Source organism: Pseudomonas sp. MWU12-3088 (assembly GCF_023242405.1).
GTDB lineage: Bacteria > Pseudomonadota > Gammaproteobacteria > Pseudomonadales > Pseudomonadaceae > Aquipseudomonas > Aquipseudomonas kribbensis.
Window position 1 is genome coordinate 101074 of sequence record NZ_JALJEA010000014.1, and the last position, 23813, is coordinate 124886.

Here is a 23813-nt window from a genome sequence, read left to right on the forward strand (position 1 = left end):
TAGAATTAACCAAGGGTAATATCAGGCCGGGCGCACAACCTTGCCGGTCGCCAGATCGCGGATCAGGCTCGGGTTCTTGCGCCCGCCGAGCATTCCGCCCAGCACCAGATCGACCTGACCACGGAAATACTGCTCGACCCGCAAGCGAGTCTTCGCCGCTGGCCGGCCTTGCGGGTTGGCCGATGTCGAAATCAACGGTCCGACCAGCGAGCACAAGTCCCGCACCTGCGGATGATCGCTGACCCGCAGCGCCACGGTGTCATGCACCCCGGTCACCCACTCCGGCAACAGGTTCTGATGCGGCACCAGCCAGGTGTTCGGCCCCGGCCAGGTACTGGCCATGCGGTCGATCCAATCCTGAGGAAAATCCTCGAACAGGAAGTCGAACTGACGAATGTTGTCGGCGACCAGGATCAACCCTTTGTCCACCGAACGGTTCTTGATCGCCAACAGGCGATCCACCGCTTCTTCATTCCATGGATCGCACCCCAGCCCCCAGACGGCTTCGGTTGGATAGGCAATCACCGCCCCGGCGCGAATCTCTCGTGCGGCTTGTTGCACACGCCAACTGTTGACCATGAAAAACTCTCCGCAAACAGGTTTCGCGCAGTTTACCGATCTTCAATGTAAAACCTAGCTTACCCGCGCAAACCAGCGACCGTTTTCGCATACGGCGCGGCCCTCCATCTCAAGTTCGGTCAACGCCGCCAGCACTTTGGGCAACGCCCAGCCACTGCTGTCAGCCAAACCTTCGCTGGTATGGGGTGCGGCGTGCAACAGCCGCAACAACGGGTTATCGGTACTCGGTGCAGTTGCGGACACCGACAGGTGCTGCCAGCCGCGCAAGGCTTCGAGAATATGTTCGATGGTTTCCACCAGCACCGCTCCATCGCGGATCAGTTGATGGCAACCGCGCGCGCCGGGGTGGTGGATCGAGCCCGGAATCGCGTACACCTCGCGCCCCTGTTCCGCCGCCAGTCGGGCGGTGATCAACGAGCCGCTGGCCACGCTGGCCTCGACCACCAGTACGCCGAGGGACAAACCGCTGATGATCCGGTTGCGCCTGGGGAAGTTGCTCGCCGTCGGTCCGGCGTCCAGTGGAAACTCCGAAATTACTGCACTGCCTGAGGCAATCATCGTGTCCGCCAGCCGCCGGTTGCGCTGTGGATAAAATTTTTCAAGACCGGTGCCCAGCACACCGACGGTTTGCCCGCCGACGTCGACAGCGGCTTGATGCACTGCAGCATCGATGCCCAGCGCCAGGCCACTGGTGATGACAAAACCGGCCCCGGCCAGGCTGCGGGCAAACGCCGTGGCGGTGTCCATGCCCGGGCGTGAAGCGCGACGACTGCCGACCATCGCCAGTTGCGGTTTTTCCAGGATCAGCGGGTCACCGGCAACAAACAGCAGCGGTGGTGGATCGGCAATCTGCGCCAGCAAGGCCGGGTAGTCCGGCTGGTCCCACATCAGCAAATGCTGGCCCGGGCGCTCTAGCCAGGCCAATGCGCGGCTCGCGCCGTCGCGTACTTCAGGACAACGGCGCGCTTCGGCACTCGCCACCGGCAAACCCAACGAACGCCAGGCACTGGCCGGCGCGCTGATGGCTTTGGAGGCGGAGCCGAACGCTTCGAGCAATCGGGCAAAACGCTTGGGGCCGATTTCCGGCAGGCGGTGCAGGCGCAAGCGCGCTTCCAGTTCCGCTGGGGAAACCGGCGTACAGACAGGCATCATCATGGATCATCCTTGATCGTTATAAGCCCCGAACCTTTCGGAACAAGCTGTGGATAACTCTGTTGGTAACTTGTGAAGCCAGCTAAGGATTTCGCACCTTGTCCAGCACCGCCAGCGAGCGCGATGCGTTCAATACCAGGCCGTAGCTGAGCTTGTCGTAGGTGCGGAACACCATCAGTAATCCGGCGCGTTCATCGGGGATTTTCAACGGTTGGCCGGTGATCCGGTCACGCACGGTTTCCCCGGTTTTCATCACCACCAGCACGTTGCCTTCGGCCAGACCGTCGCGTTTGCCCTTGTTCAGGGTCACCACATCCATTGCGCCGATCTGCGTGACGCCACGCGGCACATCAATGATCAGGCCGTTGATGTCGCTGGTGGGCGCGCTGGGCATGAAGGTCGAGTTGATCGAACGTTCCTCGCCACTGAACAGTCGGTCGCCGAGGCGCACTTCCTGGGTCGTGCGTTGCAGGGCGAGGGTGGCGACGTCGCCCTCGGTGGCAACGATTTCACCACCGCCGATGTCATCGGCGTTGATCCCCAGAAACTCCTTGCTCTGCGGATCGGTGTAGACCTTGCCCTGGCGGAAGATGCCGTAGACCGGCTGGTTCGGATCGAAATGCCCGCGGGCGAAAATCCGGTCGCCGGTGCCGCTGAGCACCCGCTCGGCATCACCGGCAACAATGTACGGCGCCTTGTCGAAGTCCTCGACCTTGTCGACGATGCGGTTGCTCAGCAGAAAGCTGTTGATGGATTTCAGCGGAATGCTCGGGATCGCCTCGGCCACCGGGCTGCTGCGGATCCTTGGCGACAGCTTGATCGTGCCGCGCGATTCCCCGCGATTGAGGGTCAGGCGTGGCTGGCCGTTGACGTAACTGAGCGTCAGCGTGTCGCCCGGATAGATCAGGTTGGGGTTTTCGATCTGCGGATTGGCCCGCCACAACTGCGGCCACTGCCAGGGTTCGCGCAGGTACTTTCCGGAGATGTCCCAGAGTGTGTCCCCCGAAACCACCGTGTATTGCTGTGGAAAACCTTCCTTGAGTTGCACTTGCCCGTGCGCGGTACCGGCCGAGGCCAGAAACAGCAGGGCGAGTAGTGATTTCCTCATGCGGTGAATCCCTTTATCATGTGCGTTCGCGTGAAACGCCAGAGCCCCCGTGGCTCGCTCCCTGCTCTATGCTGAAAAGCAAGGAGCTACGTTTCACAACGGTAGCCTGCATCTTCGGACCCGCCAGGCCATCGCCCGACTTTACCTCACACGTGCAGCAATCAAGCTTATGGCCATTTTGAACATCCTCGAATTTCCGGACCCGCGTCTGCGCACTATCGCCAAACCTGTGGCTGTAGTGGACGACGAAGTGCGTCAGCTGGTCGATGACATGTTTGAAACAATGTATGAAGCGCCGGGCATCGGCCTTGCCGCGACCCAGGTCAACGTGCACAAACGTATCGTCGTGATGGACCTTTCCGAAGACCGCACCGAACCCCGGGTGTTCATCAACCCCGAGTTCGAATCGCTGACCGACGAAATGGAGCAATACCAGGAAGGCTGCCTCTCGGTTCCGGGTTTCTACGAAAACGTCGACCGCCCGCAGAAGGTCAAGATCAAGGCTCTGGACCGTGACGGCCAGCCTTACGAACTGATCGCCGAAGGCCTGCTCGCGGTGTGCATCCAGCACGAATGCGACCACCTCAACGGCAAGTTGTTCGTCGATTACCTGTCCACGCTCAAACGCGACCGGATCAAGAAGAAACTGGAAAAGCAGCACCGCCAGAACGCTTGATGCCCCTCTCCAAAGGCTTGCTGCGGCAAGCCTTTTTCTTTTTATGAGATTCCCCCCATGACTGAGCCACTGCGCATCGTTTTTGCCGGTACCCCGGAATTCGCCGCCGAACACCTCAAGGCGCTGCTGGACAGCCCTTACGAGATCGTCGCGGTCTACACCCAACCGGATCGCCCGGCCGGTCGTGGGCAAAAACTGATGCCGAGCCCGGTCAAACAGCTCGCTCTGGAAAATGATATCCAGGTGTTGCAGCCGCCGACCCTGCGCAACGCTGACGCTCAGGCCGAGCTCGCAGCGTTGAAGCCGGACTTGATGGTGGTGGTCGCCTACGGCCTGATCCTGCCGCAAGCGGTACTGGATATTCCGCGCCTGGGCTGCATCAACAGCCACGCCTCGCTGCTGCCACGCTGGCGCGGGGCGGCGCCGATCCAGCGCGCCGTCGAAGCAGGCGACGCCGAAAGCGGCGTGACCGTGATGCGTATGGAAGCGGGGCTCGATACCGGGCCGATGCTGCTCAAGGTCGTGACCCCGATCAGCGCCGACGACACCGGCGGCAGCCTCCACGACCGCCTCGCCGAAATGGGCCCGCCAGCCGTCGTGCAAGCGATTGCCGGTCTGGCCGCCGGCACTCTGGAAGGCGAAGTGCAGAACGACGATTTCGCCACCTACGCCCACAAACTGAACAAGGACGAGGCGCGCATCGACTGGAGCCGTCCGGCCGTCGAGCTGGAACGTCTGGTCCGCGCCTTCAACCCATGGCCGATCACCCACAGCACGCTCAACGGCGAAGCCCTGAAAGTGCTGGCGGCGACACTGGCCGAAGGCAAAGGCGCACCGGGCACCATTCTCGGCGCCAGCAAGGACGGCCTGCTCGTCGCCTGCGGCGAACAGGCGCTGTGTCTGACCCGCCTGCAATTGCCCGGCGGCAAGGCGCTGAACTTCAGCGATCTGTTCAACAGCCGCCGTGAGAAGTTCGCTGTCGGCACCGTACTGGGCGCAGCGGTGGACGCGCAATGAACCCGCGTCTGGCCGCCGCCAAGGCACTCGCCGCCGTCCTGAGCGGCAAGGCTTCGCTCAACAGCTCCCTGCCGACGCAATTGGACAAGGTCGAGGATCGCGATCGCGGTTTCACCCAGGATCTGGCCTTTGGCACCGCCCGCTGGCAGCCGCGTTTGTCGGCGCTGGCGGAAAAACTGCTGCAGAAGCCGTTCAAGGCCGCCGACGCCGATGTCGAGGCGTTGCTGCTGGTCGGTCTCTATCAATTGCTCTACACCCGCGTCCCGCCGCACGCCGCCATCGGCGAAACCGTCGGTTGCGCCGACAAGCTGAAAAAACCGTGGGCCAAAGGTCTGCTCAACGCCGTACTGCGCAACGCCCAACGTGAACATGAGGCGATCTTCGCCGAACTGGAGCGCGATCCGGTGGTGCGCACCGCCCACCCGCGCTGGCTGCAAAAATCCCTGAAGGCCTTCTGGCCTGAACAATGGGAAGCCATCTGCGAGGCCAACAACGCGCATCCGCCGATGATTCTGCGGGTCAACCGCCGTCATCACAGCCGCGACGCCTACCTCGGTCTGCTGACTCAAGCGGGCATCGCCGCGCAGCCGTGCACCTTCAGCCGCGACGGCATCGTCCTCGACGCCGCCGCGGACGTGCGCAGCCTGCCGGGTTTCGCCGAAGGCTGGATCAGCGTGCAGGACGAAGCCGCGCAACTGGCCGCCGACCTGCTCGACCTCGCGCCGGGCCAGCGGGTACTGGACGCCTGCTGCGCGCCGGGCGGCAAGACCTGCCACATCCTCGAAGCCGAACCGGCGCTGGCCGGCGTGTTGGCGGTGGATCTGGAAGCCAAGCGTCTGGTGCGGGTGAAGGAAAACCTCGAACGCCTCGGTCTCAGCGCCGAACTGATCGCCGCCGACGGTCGTGACACGGCGGCATGGTGGGACGGCAAACCGTTCCAGCGCATCCTGCTTGACGCGCCGTGCTCGGCCACCGGGGTGATTCGCCGTCATCCGGACATCAAGCTGACCCGTCAGGCCGACGACATCGCGGCCCTCGCGCAATTGCAAGGCGAGTTGCTCGACGCGATGTGGAAAACCCTCGAAGTGGGCGGCATCCTGCTCTACGCCACCTGTTCGACCTTGCCGACCGAGAACACCGAAGTCATCGCCGCGTTCCTTGAGCGCACGCCGGGTGCCCGGGAACTGGATCTGGCCACGCAGGCCGGGATCAAACAGCCCCACGGTCGCCAGTTGCTGGCCCAGCAGGGCGGGCACGACGGGTTCTACTACGCCAAGCTGATCAAGATCGCTGCCGCGCGCGGCTAAACGGATTCAATGGAGTGACGGGTTGAAAATCATCATCCTCGGTGCAGGGCAGGTCGGCGGTTCGCTGGCTGAACATCTGGCCAGCGAAGCCAACGACATCACCGTGGTCGACACCGATGGCGACCGTCTGCGCGACCTTGGCGACCGTCTCGACATCCGCACCGTGCAGGGCCGTGGCTCGCTGCCGACCGTGCTGCGTCAGGCCGGTGCCGACGACGCCGACATGCTGGTGGCGGTGACCAACAGCGACGAAACCAACATGGTCGCCTGCCAGGTCGCCCACACCCTGTTCCACACTCCGACCAAGATCGCCCGGGTACGCGAAGCCTCGTACCTGACCCGCGAGGAGCAACTGTTCCAGAACGAAGCGATTCCGGTCGACGTGCTGATCAGCCCCGAGCAAGTGGTCACCAACTACATCAAGCGCCTGATCCAGCATCCCGGCGCCTTGCAGGTAATCGACTTCGCCGAAGGCCAGGCGCAACTGGTGGCGGTGCGCGCCTATTACGGCGGGCCGCTGGTGGGGCAGCAACTACGCCAGTTGCGCGAGCACATGCCGAACGTGGAAACCCGGGTGGCGGCGATTTTCCGTCGTGACCGTCCGATTCTTCCTCAGGGCGACACGGTGATCGAGGCGGACGACGAAGTCTTCTTCATCGCTGCCCGTGAGAACATTCGCGCCGTAATGAGCGAAATGCGCCGTCTCGACGAAACCTACAAGCGCATCGTCATCGCCGGCGGCGGACAGATCGGTGAGCGCCTGGCCGAGGCCATCGAAAGCCGTTACCAGGTGAAGATCATCGAGATGAACCCGGCGCGTTGCCGCTATCTCTCCGACACCCTCGACAGCACCGTGGTGCTGCAGGGCAGCGCGTCGGATCGCGACCTGCTGCTGGAAGAGAACATCGCCGACGCGGACATCTTCCTCGCCCTGACCAACGATGACGAAGCCAACATCATGTCGTCGCTGCTAGCCAAGCGTCTGGGTGCGAAAAAGGTGATGACGATCATCAACAACCCGGCCTACGTCGACCTGATTCAGGGCGGCGACATCGACATCGCCATCAGCCCGCAACTGGCGACCATCGGCACCTTGCTGGCCCACGTGCGTCGTGGCGATATCGTCAGCGTGCACTCATTGCGCCGGGGCGCGGCGGAAGCCATTGAAGCGGTGGCCCATGGTGATTCGAAGTCGAGCAAGGTCATCGGCAAGGCCATCGAAAACATCGCCCTGCCGCCGGGGACCACCATCGGCGCAATCATCCGCGATGAAGAAGTGATCATCGCCCACGACGACACGGTGATCGCCGCCGGCGACCATGTGATCCTGTTCCTTGTGGATAAAAAGCACATTCGCGATGTGGAGAAGCTGTTCCACGTGGGACTGAGTTTCTTCTGACCGACCAAGAGGCGAGACCGATGATCGAATCCCTGGAAAAAATGCTCGCCAAGGGTGTGGATAACTCATTGCTGCGCTTCGGCCTGGGCAAGGGTTATCTGGATCTGGGGGAAAACGCGAAGGCGGCCGAGCATTTCCAGCGGTGTGTCGGCTTCGATCCGAAGTACTCCGCTGCATGGAAACTGTTGGGCAAGGCGCACCTGGCGCTGGGTGATCTGACGGCTGCACGGCAGGCATGGGAGCAAGGGCTGGAAGCGGCCCGGGCCCATGGCGACAAGCAGGCCGAGAAGGAAATGACGGTGTTTCTGAAAAAGCTGGACCGGCAGAAGCCGTGACGACTGTGGATAACCCGTTTTGTCAGGTTATCCACAATTGCACATCGCCGATCAGTACCAGCGCGCCTCGCCCGGCGGGCGCTTCTTGAAGCGCTTCATGCTCCACATGTACTGGCTCGGATAAGCCGCCACATAACGCTCGACCACCTGGCTCATCGCCGCGCAGGACGTCTCGGTGTCGGTGCTGTACATCGCTTCCGGCGCGGCTTCGAGAATCACCTTATAGCCGGAACCGTCCGGCAGACGCAGGGCATGCAGGAACACGCCGACAGCCTTGCCGCCAGCGAGCATGTTCGGCACAAACTTGCTGGTCAGGGCCTGGGTGGCGAAGAACGGCACAAAGATTCCGGCGGATTCGGCCGGTTCCGGGTCTGCGGGAATCCCCACCTGACCGCCCTTGCGCACTTCCTTGATGACACTGAGGATGCCTTCCTTGGTCGACGCCGCCACGCGGTTGCCCAATTGCACCCGCTGCTTGCGCAGCAATTCATCCACAGCCTTGAGCTTCGGCGGACGGTAGAAAATGATCGGTTTGCACTGGCTGCAATAGAAGTGATTGAGCACTTCCCAGTTGCCGAGGTGGCTGGTGATGCCGACCACACCTTTGCCCGACGCCAGCGCATCCTTGAGGATGTCGAGGCCTTCGACTTCGCGCACCAGGTCGATGGAACGCTGGGCCGGCCAGATCCAGGCGCAGGCGCTTTCGGTCAGGGACTTGCCGATGTCTTTCAGGCTCTGGCCCACCAGACGCTCACGTTCGGCCGGGTCCATCTGTGGAAAACATTTGGCGAGGTTGATCCGCACCACGTCGCGGGAACGGTTGGGGGTTTTCCACATGATCCAGCCGATCGCCGAACCCACGGCCTGCACGGCCCGCCACGGAAGCAGGGCAAACAGCCGCAGAGCGCCAACCAGCATGGCGCCTTTAAACTTTTCCACAGGTCACTCCTGATCTTGTGCTGTGCGGGAGGCGGCCATTCTAACCGGCGTTGACGAGCTGCGCGTAGCGGTCGCAGTCCTGAGTGTGATCCATGACCATGCCCGAGGCCTGCATAAGCGCATAGCAAATGGTCGGACCGACGAAAGTGAAACCGGCCTTTTTCAGGCCTTTGCTCATGGCCACGGCTTGCGGGGTGATGGCCGGGACTTCGCTGCGATCCTTGAAATGATTGATCACCGGCCGGTTATCCACAAACGACCAGAGGAAGGCCACCGGATCTTCCAGCGCCAGCCACGCCTGCGCATTGCGCCGGGCGGCATTGAGCTTGAGGCGGTTGCGGATGATCCCCGGATCGAGCATCAAGTCATCGATTTCCGCGTCGCTCATCTGCGCCACGCGTTGTACGTCGAAGCCGTACAACACCTCGCGATATCGCTCGCGCTTGCGCAGCACGGTGATCCACGAAAGCCCGGCCTGGAACCCTTCGAGCAAAAGCAACTCGAACAATCCCTGCGCATCGCGTAGCGGCGTGCCCCACTCCTGATCGTGGTAAGCCATGTACAGCGGATCTTCGTTGCACCAAAAGCAGCGTGGCATAAGGCTCCAGGGGGTGGAGGTGCGACTGAATCGGGTATACTCCCGCTCTTTAAATCGCAGCCCAAGAAACAGGTGAATTTCGTGAGCCAGCCTACGCCAGCCGTGCGTACCTTCCAAGACTTGATCCTCGCGCTCCAGCAATACTGGGCCGAGCAAGGTTGTGTGGTACTTCAGCCCTACGATATGGAAGTAGGCGCCGGCACTTTCCACACCGCGACATTCCTGCGTGCCATCGGCCCGGAAACCTGGAACGCCGCTTACGTACAGCCAAGCCGCCGTCCGACTGATGGCCGTTACGGCGAAAACCCGAACCGTCTGCAGCACTACTACCAGTTCCAGGTAGTCCTGAAGCCGAACCCGGACAACTTCCAGGAACTGTACCTGGGCTCCCTCAAGCATGTCGGCCTGGACCCGCTGGTCCACGACATCCGCTTCGTCGAAGACAACTGGGAATCGCCGACCCTCGGTGCCTGGGGTCTGGGCTGGGAAGTCTGGCTGAACGGCATGGAAGTGACCCAGTTCACTTACTTCCAGCAGGCGGGCGGCATCGAGTGCTACCCGGTGACCGGCGAGATCACCTACGGTCTCGAGCGTCTGGCCATGTACCTGCAGGGCGTGGACTCGGTCTATGACCTGGTCTGGGCTGACGGTCCGTTCGGCAAAGTGACCTACGGCGACGTGTTCCACCAGAACGAAGTGGAGCAGTCCACCTACAACTTCGAACACGCCAACGTCGACAAGCTGTTCGAACTGTTCGACTTCTATGAAAGCGAAGCCAAGCGCCTGATCGAACTCGACCAGCCGCTGCCGTTGCCAAGCTACGAAATGGTCCTGAAGGCCTCGCACACCTTCAACCTGCTGGATGCGCGCCGGGCGATCTCGGTGACTGCGCGTCAGCAATACATTCTGCGCGTGCGCACCCTGGCGCGTTCCGTCGCCCAAGCCTACCTGCTGGCCCGCGCCAAGTTGGGCTTCCCGATGGCAACCCCGGACCTGCGTGACGAAGTACTGGCCAAGCTGGAGGCTGCACAATGAGTGCTCAAGATTTTCTGGTTGAACTGGGCACCGAAGAACTGCCACCCAAAGCCCTGAACACCCTGGCCGAAGCGTTCCTCGCCGGTATCGACAAGGGCCTGCAGGCTGCCGGTCTGAACTACGAGACCAAAACCGTCTACGCCGCACCGCGTCGTCTGGCCGTGCTGATCACTGCGCTGGCCACCCAGCAACCGGATCGCAGTATCAACCTCGACGGCCCGCCACGTCAGGCCGCGTTCGATGCCGAAGGCAATCCGACGCAAGCGGCACTGGGCTTCGCCAAGAAGTGCGGCGTCGAGCTGAGCGAAATCGACCAGAGCGGTCCGAAACTGCGCTACAGCCAGAACATCGCCGGCAAGCCGACCGCCAGCCTGCTGCCGACCATCGTCGAAGACTCGCTGAACGACCTGCCGATCCCGAAACGCATGCGTTGGGGTGCACGCAAGGAAGAGTTCGTGCGTCCGACCCAATGGCTGGTGATGCTGCTCGGCGACCAGGTCATCGACTGCACGATCCTCGCACAGAAGGCCGGCCGTGAGTCCCGTGGCCACCGTTTCCACCACCCGGAAAGCGTGCGCATCGGTTCGCCGTCGAGCTACCTGGCCGACCTGCGTGCCGCTTATGTTCTGGCCGACGCCAACGAGCGTCGCGAGATCATCAGCAAGCGCACCGAAGAGCTGGCGACCCGTCAGGAAGGCACCGCGATCGTGCCTCCGGCGCTGCTCGACGAAGTGACAGCGCTGGTCGAGTGGCCGGTGCCGCTGGTGTGCTCGTTCGAGGAACGTTTCCTCGACGTGCCGCAGGAAGCGCTGATCACTACCATGCAGGACAACCAGAAGTATTTCTGCCTGCTGGATGCCGACGGCAAGTTGCTGCCGCGTTTCATCACCGTGGCCAACATCGAATCCAAAGACCCGCAGCAGATCATCGCCGGTAACGAGAAGGTGGTTCGCCCACGTCTGACCGACGCCGAGTTCTTCTTCAAGCAGGACAAGAAGCAGAAGCTCGAAGCGTTCAACGATCGCCTGCAGAACGTGGTTTTCCAGGAAAAACTCGGCAGTGTCTATGACAAGGCCGAGCGCGTGTCGAAACTGGCCGCGTACATCGCCGCACGCATCGGCGGCAACGCTTCGTGGGCTGCCCGTGCAGGCCTGCTGTCCAAGTGCGACCTGGCCACCGAAATGGTCGGCGAGTTCCCGGAGATGCAAGGTGTCGCCGGTTACTACTACGCCCTCAATGACGGCGAGCCGGAAGACGTCGCTCTGGCCCTGAACGAGCAGTACATGCCGCGCGGTGCCGGCGCTGAACTGCCGGCCACCCTGACCGGTGCGGCCGTGGCCATCGCCGACAAGCTCGACACCCTGGTCGGCATCTTCGGAATCGGCATGTTGCCGACCGGCAGCAAGGACCCGTATGCCCTGCGCCGTGCGGCACTGGGCGTGCTGCGGATCCTGATCGAGAAACAACTGGATCTGGACCTCAACGACGCCGTTGCTTTCGCCGTGAACGCCTTCGGCGCCAAGGTCAAGGCTGCCGGCCTGAACGACGCCGTGCTGGAATTCATCTTCGACCGTCTGCGTGCGCGTTACGAAGACGAAGGCGTGGATGTCGCCACCTACCTGTCGGTTCGTGCCCTGAAGCCGGGTTCGGCGCTGGACTTCGACCAGCGTGTGCAAGCGGTGCAGGCCTTCCGCAAACTGCCGGAAGCGGCAGCGCTGGCGGCGGTGAACAAGCGTGTGTCGAACCTGCTGAGCAAAGTCGAAGGCTCCGTGCCGACGGACGTTCAGGCCAAGTACTTCGACAACGCCAACGAGTTCTCGCTGTACTCGGCGATCCAGCAGGCGGACCAGGCTGTACAGCCAATGGCTGCGGCGCGTCAGTACAACGAATCGCTGGCACGCCTGGCCGCCCTGCGCGAGCCGGTCGACGCGTTCTTCGACGCGGTGATGGTCAATGCCGAAGACGCCAATGTGCGGGCCAACCGTTACGCGCTGCTGGCGCGTCTGCGTGGCCTGTTCCTGGGCGTTGCCGACATTTCGCTGCTGGGTTGAGGGATTGCTGTTGAAACTGCTGATTCTCGATCGGGACGGAGTGATCAATTACGACTCCGACGCTTACATCAAGTCGGTGGAGGAGTGGATTCCGCTGCCCGGCTCGATCGAAGCGATTGCGCAGTTGAGCAAGGCCGGCTGGACGGTGGCGGTCGCCACCAACCAGTCGGGCATTGCTCGCGGCTACTACGACCTCGCCACCCTCGACGCCATGCACGCGCGCCTGCGCGAACTGGTGGCGGAGCAGGGCGGTGAAGTCGGGCTGATCGTGTATTGCCCGCATGGGCCGGACGAGGGTTGCGACTGCCGCAAGCCGAAACCCGGCATGCTGAAAACCATCGCGCAGCATTACAACGTGGCGCTGACGAATGTCTGGTTCGTCGGCGACAGCCTTGGTGACCTGGAGGCCGCCAAAGCCGTCGATTCACAGCCCGTTTTGGTAAAGACCGGGAAAGGCGAAAAGACTCAGGCCAGGACCCTTCCGGTCGGCACCCTGATTTTTGACGATCTGGCGGCGATTGCCGCAGAACTTATCCACAACTAGAGTACTTCTGAAGTTCCTGACCAGGGATTGATCGGGAGTGCGCTTGAACAGTCGGGCATCGCCCGTAACGGTAAACGTCGCCATGTCGATACTGCAGGCCATCAGAATCTTCCTCTTTTACCTGCTGCTGGGCACCACCGCTCTGCTGTGGTGCAGCCTGAGCTTTTTTATCGCGCCCTTTCTGCCGTTCAAGGCGCGCTATCGCTTCATCAACGTGTACTGGTGCCGCTGCGCCTTGTGGTTGACCAGGGTGTTCCTCGGTATTCGTTACGAAGTCAAAGGCGCGGAAAACGTGCCTGACCGGCCCTGCGTGATTCAATCGAACCACCAGAGCACCTGGGAGACGTTCTTTCTCTCCGCTTATTTCTCGCCCTTGAGCCAGGTGCTCAAGCGCGAATTGCTGTATGTGCCGTTCTTCGGCTGGGCCATGGCCATGCTGCGGCCGATCGCCATTGACCGTGACAATCCGAAAGCTGCGCTCAAACAAGTCGCAGCCAAGGGCGACGAGCTGCTCAAGGACAATGTCTGGGTACTGATCTTCCCGGAAGGCACTCGCGTTCCCCATGGCACCATCGGCAAGTTCTCCCGCAGCGGCAGCGCATTGGCAGTGAATGCGGCACTTCCAGTGCTGCCGATTGCGCACAATGCCGGCAAGTTCTGGCCGAAAATCGGCTGGGGCAAAAAACAGGGTGTGATCACCGTTGTCATCGGTGAACCGATGTTTGCCGAAGGGTCAGGCCCTCGCGCCATCGCCGATCTGAACGACCGGGTACAGGCATGGAACGAGCAGGCTCAACGGGAAATGGGTTCCTTGCCACCGGCACCACAAGCCCCGGCAGCCAGCGATCAAGTGACTGTCTGATTTTTGTGGATAACCTGTGTACGGTTTGTTGGCAATATTCCGAAAACAGCAATTAACTTACTGATTTTTATATATATTTCTGAAGCTGATAAAACACCGTAAAAGGTGCATAAGTTTTTTTCGGATGTAAGAAAACCGGCTGATATAGCCGGTTTTTTTATGCCTGCTCTTCGGGGATCAGCGGCAGCTCAAGACGGAAGGTGGTGCCCTGATCGATGACGCTGACGCATTCGATCCGACCACCATGGTGATCCACCACGGCCTTGACCATCGACAGCCCCAGCCCCACGCCATCAATACCCTTGGCAGAAGAAAAACGCCGATATTGGCTGAACAGATCAGGCAGTTCTTCAGCCGCAATACCTTTGCCCTGATCGGTCAGTTCGCAGTGCAGCCAGTCATCGTGGCAGCGAACACGCAACCGGACCGTGGAGCCGACAAGACTGTACTTGATCGCGTTTTCCAGCAGATTGAACAGCGCCCGGGTCAGCAAGCCCTGGTCTGCCAGCACCAGACGTTCCTGGGATTGTTCGTCCATATCGTTCAGCAGTTCGATACGCTTCTGCTGGGCAATGGGCAGCGCCTGATCCAGGACGTCCATTACCAGCATCGCAAACAGACTCGGCTGGAACTGATAGGCCTTGGATTCGGCCCGGGCCAGCAATACGAAACCATCCGTCAGCTCCAGCGCTCGACGCACCTGGCGTTCAATCTGCTCGAACAAAGGCGAATCAGTCCCGGCCTGATGTCGATGGACATCGAGCAGAGCGAGAATCGCCGAATGCGGTGCACGCAGGTCGTGGGACAAAAAACGCAGCAACACGCCGCGCTGTTCCTCGGCGGCACGTTCGGCGCTCAGATCGGTAAGGCTCAGCAGCCAGCCAATCGGCGTGTCGCCGTCCACCGGTAACAAGGCTGCGCGTTCCAGCCGCAAGCTGCGCTCCTTGTGATCACGAAACTCCACCAGAGGCAGGTCGGACAACAGTGGACGCGAGGCTGTGGATAAATCCGGATAGCCAAGACTCGCCAAGCGATCGAGGACTTCATCACCGACCAGATCACTGCCGAACAAGTCCCGCGCCTTGCGATTACCCAACAGGATCTGGCCTTTGGGATCACTGATCAGGGTCGCGACCGGCAGATACTCCAGGCCATCGGCGATGAAGCGACGGGTGTCACGGGTGCGGCTCATGGCCTGCTCAAGCGCCATGATCTGGCCTTGCAACCGGTCGCCACTGGCAAATTGTGTACGGCGACGCTCGGGGAACACCTTCGGTTCATCGTCCAGCCGGGACAACTCCCAGCCGAAATAGGTCAGCACGACACTCAGACGTCGCCAGTTCCAGATCAGATAACCGAACAACATGCCCAGCACTGCCGGCGTGGGGGACCACCAACGCTGAACTTCCGCCAGACCGGCGCTGGTCAGCAGCACGCCGACCATGCCGATCAGCGTGAGCCAGAGCGCCAGGCGCGGTCGCCACAGCAATAACCCCAGCACGATGGCCACCAGCACGGTAGACAGCACTGCGCCGCTGACTGGCGCCGGATCATGCAGATTGACCTGAGCACGCCACGACAACAATGCAGTCAGCGGCAACAGCACTAGACTGATCCACACCCACTCGCGCACCAGTTGCCGAAACAGGCGTTGAACCTGACTTTGCACACGGCTTTCGTGGCGGCGTCGGTTAATCATGGAAAACAGGGCAGGGCGGGTTGAATGGTTTCATAGGCGACAGGTCTGAGGACGTAGACCCGAAGAATCATAGCGGCTCGACCCATGGTGTGCCGCTTACTTTCACTGCTTTGGTCGAAGCGCCGATGTCGACCACCCATTACCCAAGCGACAAGGAATCCCGCGTATGCGCGTTGCGATACTGGACGATGAACCCGCCGAACTGCGCCGGGTCGAGCAGACCCTGCAACAAATGGCCGAGGCCGGCGAACAGCCCTGGTCGCTGCACAGTTTCGAACGCGGAGAAGACCTGCTGCGGCAACTGCGCCGGGAAACCTTCGACCTGCTGATCCTCGACTGGCAGCTTCCCGACCTCACCGGGCTGGCGCTGCTACGCTGGACCCGCGAGCACATGGAGGCGCCGCCAGCGGCCATCATGCTCACCAGTCGCGACGGCGAGAGCGATATCGTCCAGGCGTTGAATGCAGGGGCCGACGACTATGTCAGCAAACCGTTTCGTCCCAACGAGTTGAAGGCTCGTGTCACCGCCGTATTGCGTCGGCACAGCCACCAGCGCCCGACGGTGGCCAATGTCCTGCGTTTCAATGATCTGGTTTTTGATGACGCCGAGTTGACCGTCACTCGCGAAGGAAAGCCGATCATGATGACCGAGCGCGAGTATCGCCTTGCGCATTGCCTGTTCAGCAACCTGGGCCGGCCGTTGTCGCGGGACTATCTATACGAGAGGTTCTGGCCCCATGAAGAAATGGCCTCGTCACGACCGCTGGATACCCACATCTATCGGCTGCGTAACAAGCTCGGGCTGACGGCGGATCGGGGTTGGCAGTTGCTGACGATTTATGGGTATGGGTATCGGTTGGAGAGTGTGGCGGCTGGAGAGTGAATCGCAGGCAATAAAAAAGGCCAACGCTTGTGCGTTGGCCTTTTCGTTGGCGCCGACCGGGATCAGAAATCCAGGTTGGACACCGCCAGAGCGTTGCTCTCGATGAAGTCACGGCGAGGTTCGACCGCATCACCCATCAGGGTGTTGAAGATCTGGTCTGCGCCAATGGCGTCTTCGATGGTGACTTTCAGCATGCGGCGCACGCTTGGGTCCATGGTGGTTTCCCACAGTTGATCCGGGTTCATTTCGCCCAGACCTTTGTATCGCTGAATGGTGTGGCGCTTGGTGCTTTCGGCCATCAGCCAGTCCAGGGCTTCCTTGAACTCGGTGACCGCTTTCTTGCGCTCGCCACGCTGGATGTACGCGCCTTCGTCGAGCAGGGTGCTCAGTTGAGCGCCGAGGGTGACGACGGTCTTGTAGTCGTTGCTGCCGAAGAAGTCGCGGTTGAAGGTGACGTAGTTCGACAGGCCGTGGGAGATCAGTTCGACCTCAGGCAGCCACACGCCACGTTCGCGGTCTTCACGCAGGCTGGCCTTGTAGACCAGACCCGACTTCTCGACGGTGCGCAGACGGACTTCGTACTGGGCCAGCCAGTCCTGCATCTTGGCGTGGTCGCCGAGCATTTCCAGGCTCACGGCCGGCAGGTAGATGAAGTGCTCGGTCAGTTCCTGCGGGTACAGGCGCGACAGACGCTTGAGGGTCTTCATCACCATGCGGAAGTCATTCACCAGACGCTCCAGCGCTTCACCGGAAATGCCCGGGGCGTCTTCGTTCAGGTGCAGGCTCGCATCTTCCAGAGCCGACTGCGTCATGTACTCTTCCATGGCGTCGTCGTCTTTGATGTATTGCTCTTGCTTGCCTTTCTTGACCTTGTACAGCGGCGGCTGGGCGATGTAGATGTAGCCGCGCTCGATCAGCTCAGGCAACTGACGGAAGAAGAAGGTCAACAGCAGGGTACGGATGTGCGAACCGTCGACGTCAGCATCGGTCATGATGATGATGTTGTGATAGCGCAGCTTGTCGATGTTGTACTCTTCGCGACCGATGCCGCAGCCCAGCGCGGTGATCAGGGTGCCCACTTCCTGGGACGAGATCATCTTATCGAAACGGGCTTTCTCGACGTTGAGGATCTTGCCCTTCAGCGGCAGGATGGCCTGGGTCTTGCGGTTACGTCCCTGCTTGGCAGAGCCGCCTGCGGAGTCACCTTCCACGAGGTACAGTTCGGACAGTGCCGGGTCTTTTTCCTGGCAGTCAGCGAGCTTGCCCGGCAGGCCGGCGATGTCCAGCGCGCCTTTGCGGCGAGTCATCTCACGGGCCTTGCGTGCTGCTTCACGGGCACGGGCGGCGTCGATCATCTTGCCGACGACCAGCTTGGCTTCGTTCGGGTTTTCAAGCAGGAAATCCGAGAAGTACCTGCCCATTTCCTGTTCGACCGCGGTCTTCACTTCGGAAGACACCAGCTTGTCTTTGGTCTGGGAGCTGAACTTCGGATCCGGCACCTTCACCGAAATGATTGCGGTCAGGCCTTCACGGGCGTCGTCACCGGTGGTGGCGACTTTGTGTTTCTTCGCCAGACCTTCCTGCTCGATGTAGTTGTTCAGGTTACGTGTCAGTGCGGAACGGAAGCCCACCAGGTGGGTACCGCCATCGCGCTGCGGAATGTTGTTGGTGAAGCACAACAGGTTCTCGTTGAAGCTGTCGTTCCACTGCAGGGCGATTTCCACGCCGATGCCGTCTTCACGCTGGATGTTGAAGTGGAACACCTGGTTGACCGCAGTCTTGTTGGTGTTCAGGTATTCAACGAATGCACGCAGGCCGCCTTCGTACTTGAACAACTCTTCCTTGCCGCTGCGCTCATCCTTGAGGACGATGCCGACACCGGAGTTGAGGAAGGACAGTTCACGAATACGCTTGGCCAGGATGTCCCAGCTGAAGTGAATGTTCTTGAAGGTTTCCTTGGAAGCCTTGAAGTGAATCTGGGTGCCGGTGGTTTCGCTGTCGCCGACGATCGCCATCGGTGCCTGAGGTACGCCGTGGACGTAGGTCTGTTCCCAGATCTTGCCGCTGCGGCGAACGGTCAGGACCAGCTCTTCGGACAGCGCGTTCACTACCGAAACACCTACACCGTGCAGACCGCCGGATACCTTGTAGGAGTTGTCGTCGAACTTACCGCCGGCGTGGAGGACGGTCATGATGACCTCGGCGGCGGATACGCCTTCCTCTTTGTGCACATCTACCGGGATGCCACGGCCGTTGTCTTTGACGGTGATGGACTCATCCGGGTGGATGATGATGCTGATGTCGTCGCAATGGCCGGCGAGGGCTTCGTCGATCGAGTTGTCGACCACCTCGAACACCATGTGGTGCAGACCGCTGCCATCGTCGGTGTCACCAATGTACATACCGGGACGTTTGCGCACGGCATCCAGGCCTTTCAGCACTTTAATGCTCGATGAGTCGTACGTATTTTCTTCGCTCAATGCCTTCACTCCCGATGGTCGTGGGTCTGGGTGATACGGCCCTGTTCCACGTGGAACAGAGCGACTGGCGTTTCCGTCTGCCAGCCTTCCCTCAATAATTCGTGATCTACACAGGTGATAAAAACCTGGCAGCGTAAGTCTTCCAGCAAGCGGCACAGCGCGCGACGGTGGCTCTCGTCCAGCTCGGACGGCAAGTCATCCACCAGATAAATACACTGGCCGCGTCGGGCCTGGCTCACCAGATGCCCCTGGGCAATACGCAACGCACAGACCACCAGTTTTTGCTGACCCCGGGACAAGATGTCCGCGGCATTGTGTGCGCCCAATCTAAGACGCAAGTCAGCGCGTTGCGGTCCGGCCTGGGTATGACCCATCTGCTGATCCCGCTGCAGGGATCCGGCAAGCACAGCACTCAATTCCCGATCCTTGTCCCAGCCTCGGTAATAGCTGAGCGTCAAACCTTCGAGCTCAACCAGTTCGCTCAAGGTTTGTTCAAAGACTGGTTTCAAGGCTTTGATGTAAGCGCGGCGGTATTCATCGATTTCAGCGCTGGCCTGGCACAGTTCCCTGTCCCAAACCGCTTGCGAAACGGCGTCAAGTGTACCATGCCGCAGCCAGGAGTTTCTCTGGCGCAAGGCCTTCTGCAAACGCTGCCAAGTGGCCATGAACCGCGGCTCGACGTGGAACACGCCCCAGTCCAGGAACTGTCGGCGAATCTTCGGCGCACCCTCCAGCAGGCGGAAGCTGTCGGGGTTGATCAACTGCAGCGGCAGGATCTCTGCCAGTTGCGCGGCACTGCGGGCGTTCTGGCCGTCGATGCGAATCTGGAATTCGCCCTGACGGTCGCGAGATATCCCCAATGCACTGTGACCACCTTCGGCAAGCTCGACCTGCCCGAAAACGGTACAGGCAAGTTGCTCGTACTGGATGACAGGCAAAAGCCGCGTGCTGCGAAACGAACGGGCAAGCCCCAGCAGATGAATGGCTTCCAGAACACTGGTTTTGCCGCTGCCGTTAGCGCCGTAAAGAATGTTGATTCGGGGGGAGGGGGAGAAGGTCACCGGGTGCAGATTGCGCACCGCGGTGACCGAGACGCGACTTAGCGACATCCAGAGTCAGCTGATTACAGACGCATCGGCATGACAACGTAAGCCGAATCGTCGTTATCGGACTCCTGAACCAGCGCACTGCTGTTGGAGTCGGACAGGATCAGGCGAACCTGCTCGGTGGTCATCACGCCCAGCACGTCGAGCAGATAGCTCACGTTGAAGCCGATTTCCAGAGAGCCACCGTTGTATTCCACGCCCACTTCTTCTTCCGCTTCTTCCTGCTCCGGGTTATTAGCCTGGATTTTCAGCTGACCGCTGGCCAGTTGCAGACGGATGCCGCGGTACTTCTCGTTGGACAGAATCGCGGTACGGCTGAACGCTTCGCGCAGTGCCTGACGGTCGCCCAGCACCAGCTTGTCGCCGCCCTTCGGCAGAACGCGCTCGTAGTCAGGGAACTTGCCGTCGACCAGTTTCGAAGTGAAGGTGAATTCGCCGGTGGTCGCGCGGATGTGGTGCTGACCCAGGACGATGCTGACGTTGCCGTCCGGCTCGGTGAGCAGGCGTGCCAGTTCGAGAATACCTTTGCGTGGCACGATCACCTGGTGACGATCCTGCTGACCGATGTCGGCCTGCATCGAGCACATCGCCAGACGGTGACCGTCAGTTGCTACGGCACGAATCACGCCAGTCGACACTTCCAGCAACATGCCGTTGAGGTAGTAACGCACGTCCTGCTGGGCCATGGCGAAACTGGTGCGCTCGATCAGGCGACGCAGCTTGCTCTGATCCAGGCTGGTGGTCAGCGAACCTGGGCCTTCTTCCACAGTCGGGAAGTCATTGGCCGGCAGGGTCGACAGGGTGAAACGGCTACGGCCGGCTTTCACCACCAGCTTCTGCTCGTCGACCTTGATGTCGATCAGCGCATCGTTCGGCAAGCTCTTGCAGATATCCATCAGCTTGCGCGCCGGCACGGTGATGGAACCTGTTTCAGCCGGCTCTTCGAGCTGCACGCGACCGACCAGCTCGACTTCCAGGTCGGTACCGGTCAGCGACAGCTGCTGGCCATCGACAACCAGCAGCACGTTGGACAGTACCGGCAAGGTCTGTCGGCGCTCGACGACGCCTGCGACCAGTTGCAGGGGTTTCAACAGGGCTTCGCGTTGAATGGTGAAATGCATGGTCTAGTCCCTTGCCTTAATAAGCTGCGCTGGTGTTCATCAAGTGGTCAGAGTACGCAGCAGGTTCTTGTAGTCCTCGCGGATGTCCGCGTCGGATTCCTTAAGTTCGTTGATCTTGCGGCAGGCGTGCAACACCGTCGTATGGTCACGACCACCAAACACATCGCCGATTTCCGGCAGGCTGTGGTTGGTCAGTTCCTTGGACAGAGCCATGGCGACCTGACGCGGGCGAGCGACCGAGCGCGAACGGCGTTTGGACAGCAAGTCGGAGATCTTGATCTTGTAGTACTCGGCGACGGTGCGCTGAATGTTATCCACAGAGACCAGTTTGTCCTGCAATGCCAACAGGTCTTTCAGGGATTCGCGAATCAACTCGATGGTGATATCGCGGCCCATGAAGTGCGAGTGGGCGATCACGCGTTTCAGCGCGCCTTCCAGCTCACGGACATTGGAGCGAATGCGCTGGGCAATGAAGAACGCCGCATCGTGTGGCAACTCGACTTTGGCCTGGTCGGCCTTCTTCATCAAGATGGCCACACGGGTTTCCAGCTCCGGCGGCTCGACGGCAACCGTCAGGCCCCAGCCGAAGCGGGATTTGAGGCGCTCTTCAAGGCCTTCGATTTCTTTCGGGTAGCGGTCACTGGTGAGAATGACCTGCTGGCCACCTTCAAGCAGGGCATTGAAGGTGTGGAAAAACTCTTCCTGGGAACGCTCCTTGCGGGCGAAGAACTGAATGTCGTCGATCAGCAGGGCGTCCACCGAACGGTAGAACCGCTTGAACTCGTTGATCGCGTTCAGTTGCAGCGCCTTGACCATGTCGGCCACGAAACGCTCGGAATGCAGGTACACGACCTTGGCATTCGGATTCTTCTTTAATAGATGGTTACCCACCGCGTGCATCAAGTGCGTTTTACCCAGACCGACGCCGCCATAAAGGAAGAGCGGGTTGTAGCCGTGCTTGGGGTTGTCTGCCACTTGCCAGGCCGCCGCACGGGCGAGCTGGTTGGATTTACCTTCGACGAAGTTTTCGAAGGTGAAGGTGCGGTTCAGATAACTAGTGTGCTTGAGCGCACCCTCGACCTGCACGGTGCGCTGTTCGGCACGCACTGGCGCTTGCTGGGAGGCAGCGCCCGCCATCGGATCGAAGCTGTCGCGGGACGGCTCTTCGCTGACTTCCTCGGTTTTCTGCGTCGCACGCTTGGCCGGGGTTGGAGCCGGTGCTGGTGCCGGAGCGCTGACGGGTGCGGCATTGGCCTGAGCCAAAGATGCGGCAGCGGCGGCCAACGGTGCATTCGGCGCAGCACGCGGCGCAGAACTGCGCTTGCTGCCTATTAATAAGGAGAGCGACGGCGCGAGGCCATTGCCATGCTCATCCAGCAGTTCAAGGACGCGCCCCAGGTACTTTTCGTTGACCCAGTCCAGAACAAAACGGTTCGGTGCGTAGACACGCAACTCGTCGCCTTCGGCTTCGACCTGTAATGGACGGATCCAGGTGTTGAATTGTTGGGCTGGCAGCTCTTCGCGCAAAAGCTCCACGCACTGCTGCCAAAGTTCCACTGACACGGAAATCCCCTAAGTTGAAAGCCGGTGAGGCAAAAACAAGCGGCCATTGTAGCGGCGGGACGTTCACTTATCCACATGCAGGTTGCCCGGTGGACATGATTTATCAATGCCTTAACCGGTGAAAAAGCGACCGACGGTGTGTGAATAAGCTCTGTGGATAACCGTAGCTGAGGGCACTGGACAACTGGGGGCGAAACTCAGTGGACAAGTCGCCTGTGGATAACAGCGCTTTCCACACACAGGTTATCCGATAGCGCAGCACAGGCTGAACACGGTTTTCCACCGTAGTTGTCATTCTCTGTACATCACGCCGAACAAGGTCTGAAAGCAGTTATCCACAGAAGAGGGCGAGCCTAGCTTTTACAAGCTTTACAGAAAAGCTTTAAATAATTCCCTTCTTTATTTTTATGTCTGGCAGACAAGGTTTCGATCCTGGAGGCATCAGAGATCTATTTATAAGGAAACGTTGGTTGGAAATTGACCTATTGCCTTGCTTTCTCTAGAATCCCCGGTCTCTTAAAACGGGGGCCATTCCGGCCCGTTGTGGACGAACCAGGTAACACGACATGAAACGTACTTTCCAACCAAGCACTATCAAACGCGCTCGTACCCACGGTTTCCGTGCTCGCATGGCTACCAAGAACGGTCGTGCCGTACTGTCGCGTCGTCGCGCCAAAGGCCGCGCACGTCTGGCAGTTTGATAATCCGGCACTGGAGGTGAGTCAGGACTTCAGTCGGGAAAAGCGTCTGCTTACTCCCCGGCATTTCAAGGCAGTCTTTGACTCCCCTACCGGCAAGGTTCCGGGGAAAAATCTCCTGCTCCTTGCACGCAACAACGATCTCGATCACCCCCGTCTCGGACTGGTTATCGGGAAAAAGAGCGTAAAGCTCTCCGTTGAGCGCAATCGCCTCAAACGTCTGATGCGCGAATCGTTTCGCCTGCACCAGGATTCACTGGTCGGCTGGGACATCGTTATCGTCGCGCGCAAAGGTTTGGGTGACGTAGAAAACCCCGAATTGATTCAGCATTTCGGCAAACTCTGGAAGCGTCTGGCACGCAACAAGCCGGTACCAGCAGTCAAAACCGAAACTGTAGGGGTAGACAGTCCAGATGCGTAAACTGGCACTCGTTCCGATCCAGTTTTATCGCTACGCCATTAGTCCCCTGATGGCCAGTCACTGTCGTTTCTACCCCAGTTGTTCTTGCTACGCGTATGAAGCCATCGAAAATCATGGCCTTCTGCGCGGTGGCTGGCTGACCTTTCGTCGTTTAGGTCGCTGTCATCCGTGGAATCCCGGTGGTTATGACCCGGTTCCACCTATCCCTACCTCCCGTTCTTCTTCGATGGCCGAGTAATC

General features: G+C 60.3%; 23 protein-coding genes. 13 read left to right on the plus strand and 10 right to left on the minus strand.

What is annotated here, in order from left to right; all coding sequences use genetic code 11:
- Nucleotides 1–21: 21 nt before the first annotated feature.
- The 3 genes from M5B98_RS26045 to M5B98_RS26055 all read right to left on the minus strand — a co-directional run bounded on the left by M5B98_RS26045 (nt 22) and on the right by M5B98_RS26055 (nt 2839).
- Nucleotides 22–579: an L-threonylcarbamoyladenylate synthase gene (locus tag M5B98_RS26045; protein ID WP_085713080.1), complete on the minus strand. Its 558-nt coding sequence runs from the start codon at nt 577–579 to the stop codon at nt 22–24.
- Between the two features lie 54 nt (nt 580–633).
- Nucleotides 634–1734, minus strand: a complete 1101-nt coding sequence (gene dprA, locus M5B98_RS26050) for a DNA-processing protein DprA (protein ID WP_248744406.1) — start codon at nt 1732–1734, stop codon at nt 634–636.
- Nucleotides 1735–1813: 79 nt separating this feature from the next.
- Nucleotides 1814–2839, minus strand: coding sequence for a LysM peptidoglycan-binding domain-containing protein (locus M5B98_RS26055; RefSeq protein WP_248744407.1), 1026 nt, complete (start codon nt 2837–2839; stop codon nt 1814–1816).
- Between the two features lie 169 nt (nt 2840–3008).
- Here M5B98_RS26055 and def point away from each other — a divergent pair, with 169 nt between their 5' ends.
- From def to M5B98_RS26080, 5 genes are read left to right on the plus strand one after another with little or no spacing between them, the layout of a single operon-like run.
- Nucleotides 3009–3515: a peptide deformylase gene (gene def / locus M5B98_RS26060; protein ID WP_085733888.1), complete on the plus strand. Its 507-nt coding sequence runs from the start codon at nt 3009–3011 to the stop codon at nt 3513–3515.
- 57 nt (nt 3516–3572) lie between these two features.
- Complete coding sequence (gene fmt, locus M5B98_RS26065) at nt 3573–4532, plus strand: methionyl-tRNA formyltransferase (protein ID WP_248744408.1); 960 nt, start codon at nt 3573–3575, stop codon at nt 4530–4532.
- A complete protein-coding gene (gene rsmB / locus M5B98_RS26070; protein ID WP_248744409.1) occupies nt 4529–5839 on the plus strand; it encodes a 16S rRNA (cytosine(967)-C(5))-methyltransferase RsmB in 1311 nt (436 codons plus the stop codon). Before fmt ends, rsmB begins: the two co-directional genes overlap by 4 nt.
- 22 nt (nt 5840–5861) lie before the next feature.
- Complete coding sequence (gene trkA, locus M5B98_RS26075; RefSeq protein WP_085713086.1) at nt 5862–7238, plus strand: Trk system potassium transporter TrkA; 1377 nt, start codon at nt 5862–5864, stop codon at nt 7236–7238.
- A gap of 20 nt (nt 7239–7258) precedes the next feature.
- On the plus strand, nt 7259–7573 hold the full coding sequence (locus tag M5B98_RS26080) for a tetratricopeptide repeat protein (RefSeq protein WP_248744410.1): 315 nt from the start codon (nt 7259–7261) through the stop codon (nt 7571–7573).
- 51 nt (nt 7574–7624) lie between these two features.
- Here the strand turns inward: M5B98_RS26080 and M5B98_RS26085 are convergent, their stop codons facing one another.
- Both M5B98_RS26085 and tag read right to left on the minus strand, forming a co-directional pair.
- On the minus strand, nt 7625–8512 hold the full coding sequence (locus M5B98_RS26085; protein ID WP_085713088.1) for a lysophospholipid acyltransferase: 888 nt from the start codon (nt 8510–8512) through the stop codon (nt 7625–7627).
- 40 nt (nt 8513–8552) lie between these two features.
- Nucleotides 8553–9110: a DNA-3-methyladenine glycosylase I gene (tag, locus tag M5B98_RS26090; protein WP_085713089.1), complete on the minus strand. Its 558-nt coding sequence runs from the start codon at nt 9108–9110 to the stop codon at nt 8553–8555.
- A gap of 81 nt (nt 9111–9191) precedes the next feature.
- On the opposite strand from tag, the gene glyQ reads away from it, so the two are divergent.
- The 4 genes from glyQ (at nt 9192) to M5B98_RS26110 (ending at nt 13602) form a co-directional block, all read left to right on the plus strand.
- On the plus strand, nt 9192–10145 hold the full coding sequence (glyQ, locus tag M5B98_RS26095) for a glycine--tRNA ligase subunit alpha (protein WP_003187265.1): 954 nt from the start codon (nt 9192–9194) through the stop codon (nt 10143–10145).
- Nucleotides 10142–12196 (plus strand): glycine--tRNA ligase subunit beta, encoded by a 2055-nt coding sequence (gene glyS / locus M5B98_RS26100; protein WP_085713090.1) that lies wholly within the window; start codon nt 10142–10144, stop codon nt 12194–12196. The genes glyQ and glyS overlap by 4 nt, the downstream gene beginning before the upstream one ends.
- A gap of 4 nt (nt 12197–12200) precedes the next feature.
- Complete coding sequence (gmhB, locus tag M5B98_RS26105) at nt 12201–12740, plus strand: D-glycero-beta-D-manno-heptose 1,7-bisphosphate 7-phosphatase (RefSeq protein ID WP_248744411.1); 540 nt, start codon at nt 12201–12203, stop codon at nt 12738–12740.
- An 82-nt stretch (nt 12741–12822) separates the two neighbouring features.
- Nucleotides 12823–13602 carry a lysophospholipid acyltransferase family protein gene (locus tag M5B98_RS26110; RefSeq protein ID WP_248744412.1) on the plus strand — a complete coding sequence of 260 codons (780 nt, stop codon included), beginning with the start codon at nt 12823–12825 and terminating at the stop codon, nt 13600–13602.
- Between the two features lie 157 nt (nt 13603–13759).
- Here the strand turns inward: M5B98_RS26110 and M5B98_RS26115 are convergent, their stop codons facing one another.
- On the minus strand, nt 13760–15301 hold the full coding sequence (locus tag M5B98_RS26115) for a sensor histidine kinase (RefSeq protein ID WP_248744413.1): 1542 nt from the start codon (nt 15299–15301) through the stop codon (nt 13760–13762).
- A 166-nt stretch (nt 15302–15467) separates the two neighbouring features.
- Between M5B98_RS26115 and M5B98_RS26120 the strand changes: the two genes are divergently transcribed.
- Nucleotides 15468–16184 (plus strand): response regulator transcription factor, encoded by a 717-nt coding sequence (locus M5B98_RS26120; protein ID WP_085713094.1) that lies wholly within the window; start codon nt 15468–15470, stop codon nt 16182–16184.
- 62 nt (nt 16185–16246) lie between these two features.
- On the opposite strand, the gene gyrB is transcribed toward M5B98_RS26120, so the two are convergent.
- Genes gyrB through dnaA form a run of 4 tightly spaced genes read right to left on the minus strand, consistent with a single transcriptional unit; the run spans nt 16247 to nt 22454 of the window.
- Nucleotides 16247–18664 carry a DNA topoisomerase (ATP-hydrolyzing) subunit B gene (gene gyrB / locus M5B98_RS26125; RefSeq protein WP_248744414.1) on the minus strand — a complete coding sequence of 806 codons (2418 nt, stop codon included), beginning with the start codon at nt 18662–18664 and terminating at the stop codon, nt 16247–16249.
- Between the two features lie 5 nt (nt 18665–18669).
- The gene (gene recF, locus M5B98_RS26130) at nt 18670–19773 is read right to left on the minus strand and encodes a DNA replication/repair protein RecF (RefSeq protein ID WP_007911886.1); all 1104 of its coding nucleotides are present in this window, start codon (nt 19771–19773) and stop codon (nt 18670–18672) included.
- A gap of 14 nt (nt 19774–19787) precedes the next feature.
- Nucleotides 19788–20891 carry a DNA polymerase III subunit beta gene (gene dnaN / locus M5B98_RS26135; RefSeq protein ID WP_085733897.1) on the minus strand — a complete coding sequence of 368 codons (1104 nt, stop codon included), beginning with the start codon at nt 20889–20891 and terminating at the stop codon, nt 19788–19790.
- Nucleotides 20892–20930: 39 nt separating this feature from the next.
- Nucleotides 20931–22454 carry a chromosomal replication initiator protein DnaA gene (dnaA, locus tag M5B98_RS26140; protein ID WP_085713096.1) on the minus strand — a complete coding sequence of 508 codons (1524 nt, stop codon included), beginning with the start codon at nt 22452–22454 and terminating at the stop codon, nt 20931–20933.
- Between the two features lie 566 nt (nt 22455–23020).
- Between dnaA and rpmH the strand changes: the two genes are divergently transcribed.
- The 3 genes from rpmH to yidD are packed head-to-tail and all read left to right on the plus strand — an operon-like array spanning nt 23021 to nt 23811.
- Nucleotides 23021–23155, plus strand: a complete 135-nt coding sequence (gene rpmH / locus M5B98_RS26145) for a 50S ribosomal protein L34 (RefSeq protein ID WP_003213577.1) — start codon at nt 23021–23023, stop codon at nt 23153–23155.
- A gap of 16 nt (nt 23156–23171) precedes the next feature.
- Entirely contained in the window at nt 23172–23573 is a 402-nt protein-coding gene (gene rnpA, locus M5B98_RS26150; protein ID WP_011336726.1) for a ribonuclease P protein component, read from the plus strand.
- Nucleotides 23566–23811 carry a membrane protein insertion efficiency factor YidD gene (yidD, locus tag M5B98_RS26155; protein ID WP_010465488.1) on the plus strand — a complete coding sequence of 82 codons (246 nt, stop codon included), beginning with the start codon at nt 23566–23568 and terminating at the stop codon, nt 23809–23811. The genes rnpA and yidD overlap by 8 nt, the downstream gene beginning before the upstream one ends.
- The last annotated feature ends 2 nt before the right edge of the window (nt 23812–23813 follow it).

Excerpts from the sequence above, each read along its gene's own strand:
- recF (WP_007911886.1), bottom strand. The coding sequence starts at position 19,773 with ATGTCGCTAAGTCGCGTCTCGGTCACCGCGGTGCGCAATCTGCACCCG.
- dprA (WP_248744406.1), bottom strand. The coding sequence starts at position 1,734 with ATGATGATGCCTGTCTGTACGCCGGTTTCCCCAGCGGAACTGGAAGCG.
- rsmB (WP_248744409.1), top strand. The coding sequence starts at position 4,529 with ATGAACCCGCGTCTGGCCGCCGCCAAGGCACTCGCCGCCGTCCTGAGC.
- dnaN (WP_085733897.1), bottom strand. The coding sequence starts at position 20,891 with ATGCATTTCACCATTCAACGCGAAGCCCTGTTGAAACCCCTGCAACTG.
- tag (WP_085713089.1), bottom strand. The coding sequence starts at position 9,110 with ATGCCACGCTGCTTTTGGTGCAACGAAGATCCGCTGTACATGGCTTAC.
- M5B98_RS26115 (WP_248744413.1), bottom strand. The coding sequence starts at position 15,301 with ATGATTAACCGACGCCGCCACGAAAGCCGTGTGCAAAGTCAGGTTCAA.
- M5B98_RS26055 (WP_248744407.1), bottom strand. The coding sequence starts at position 2,839 with ATGAGGAAATCACTACTCGCCCTGCTGTTTCTGGCCTCGGCCGGTACC.
- yidD (WP_010465488.1), top strand. The coding sequence starts at position 23,566 with ATGCGTAAACTGGCACTCGTTCCGATCCAGTTTTATCGCTACGCCATT.
- glyS (WP_085713090.1), top strand. The coding sequence starts at position 10,142 with ATGAGTGCTCAAGATTTTCTGGTTGAACTGGGCACCGAAGAACTGCCA.
- M5B98_RS26045 (WP_085713080.1), bottom strand. The coding sequence starts at position 579 with ATGGTCAACAGTTGGCGTGTGCAACAAGCCGCACGAGAGATTCGCGCC.
- fmt (WP_248744408.1), top strand. The coding sequence starts at position 3,573 with ATGACTGAGCCACTGCGCATCGTTTTTGCCGGTACCCCGGAATTCGCC.
- M5B98_RS26110 (WP_248744412.1), top strand. The coding sequence starts at position 12,823 with ATGTCGATACTGCAGGCCATCAGAATCTTCCTCTTTTACCTGCTGCTG.
- M5B98_RS26120 (WP_085713094.1), top strand. The coding sequence starts at position 15,468 with ATGCGCGTTGCGATACTGGACGATGAACCCGCCGAACTGCGCCGGGTC.
- def (WP_085733888.1), top strand. The coding sequence starts at position 3,009 with ATGGCCATTTTGAACATCCTCGAATTTCCGGACCCGCGTCTGCGCACT.
- M5B98_RS26080 (WP_248744410.1), top strand. The coding sequence starts at position 7,259 with ATGATCGAATCCCTGGAAAAAATGCTCGCCAAGGGTGTGGATAACTCA.
- rpmH (WP_003213577.1), top strand. The coding sequence starts at position 23,021 with ATGAAACGTACTTTCCAACCAAGCACTATCAAACGCGCTCGTACCCAC.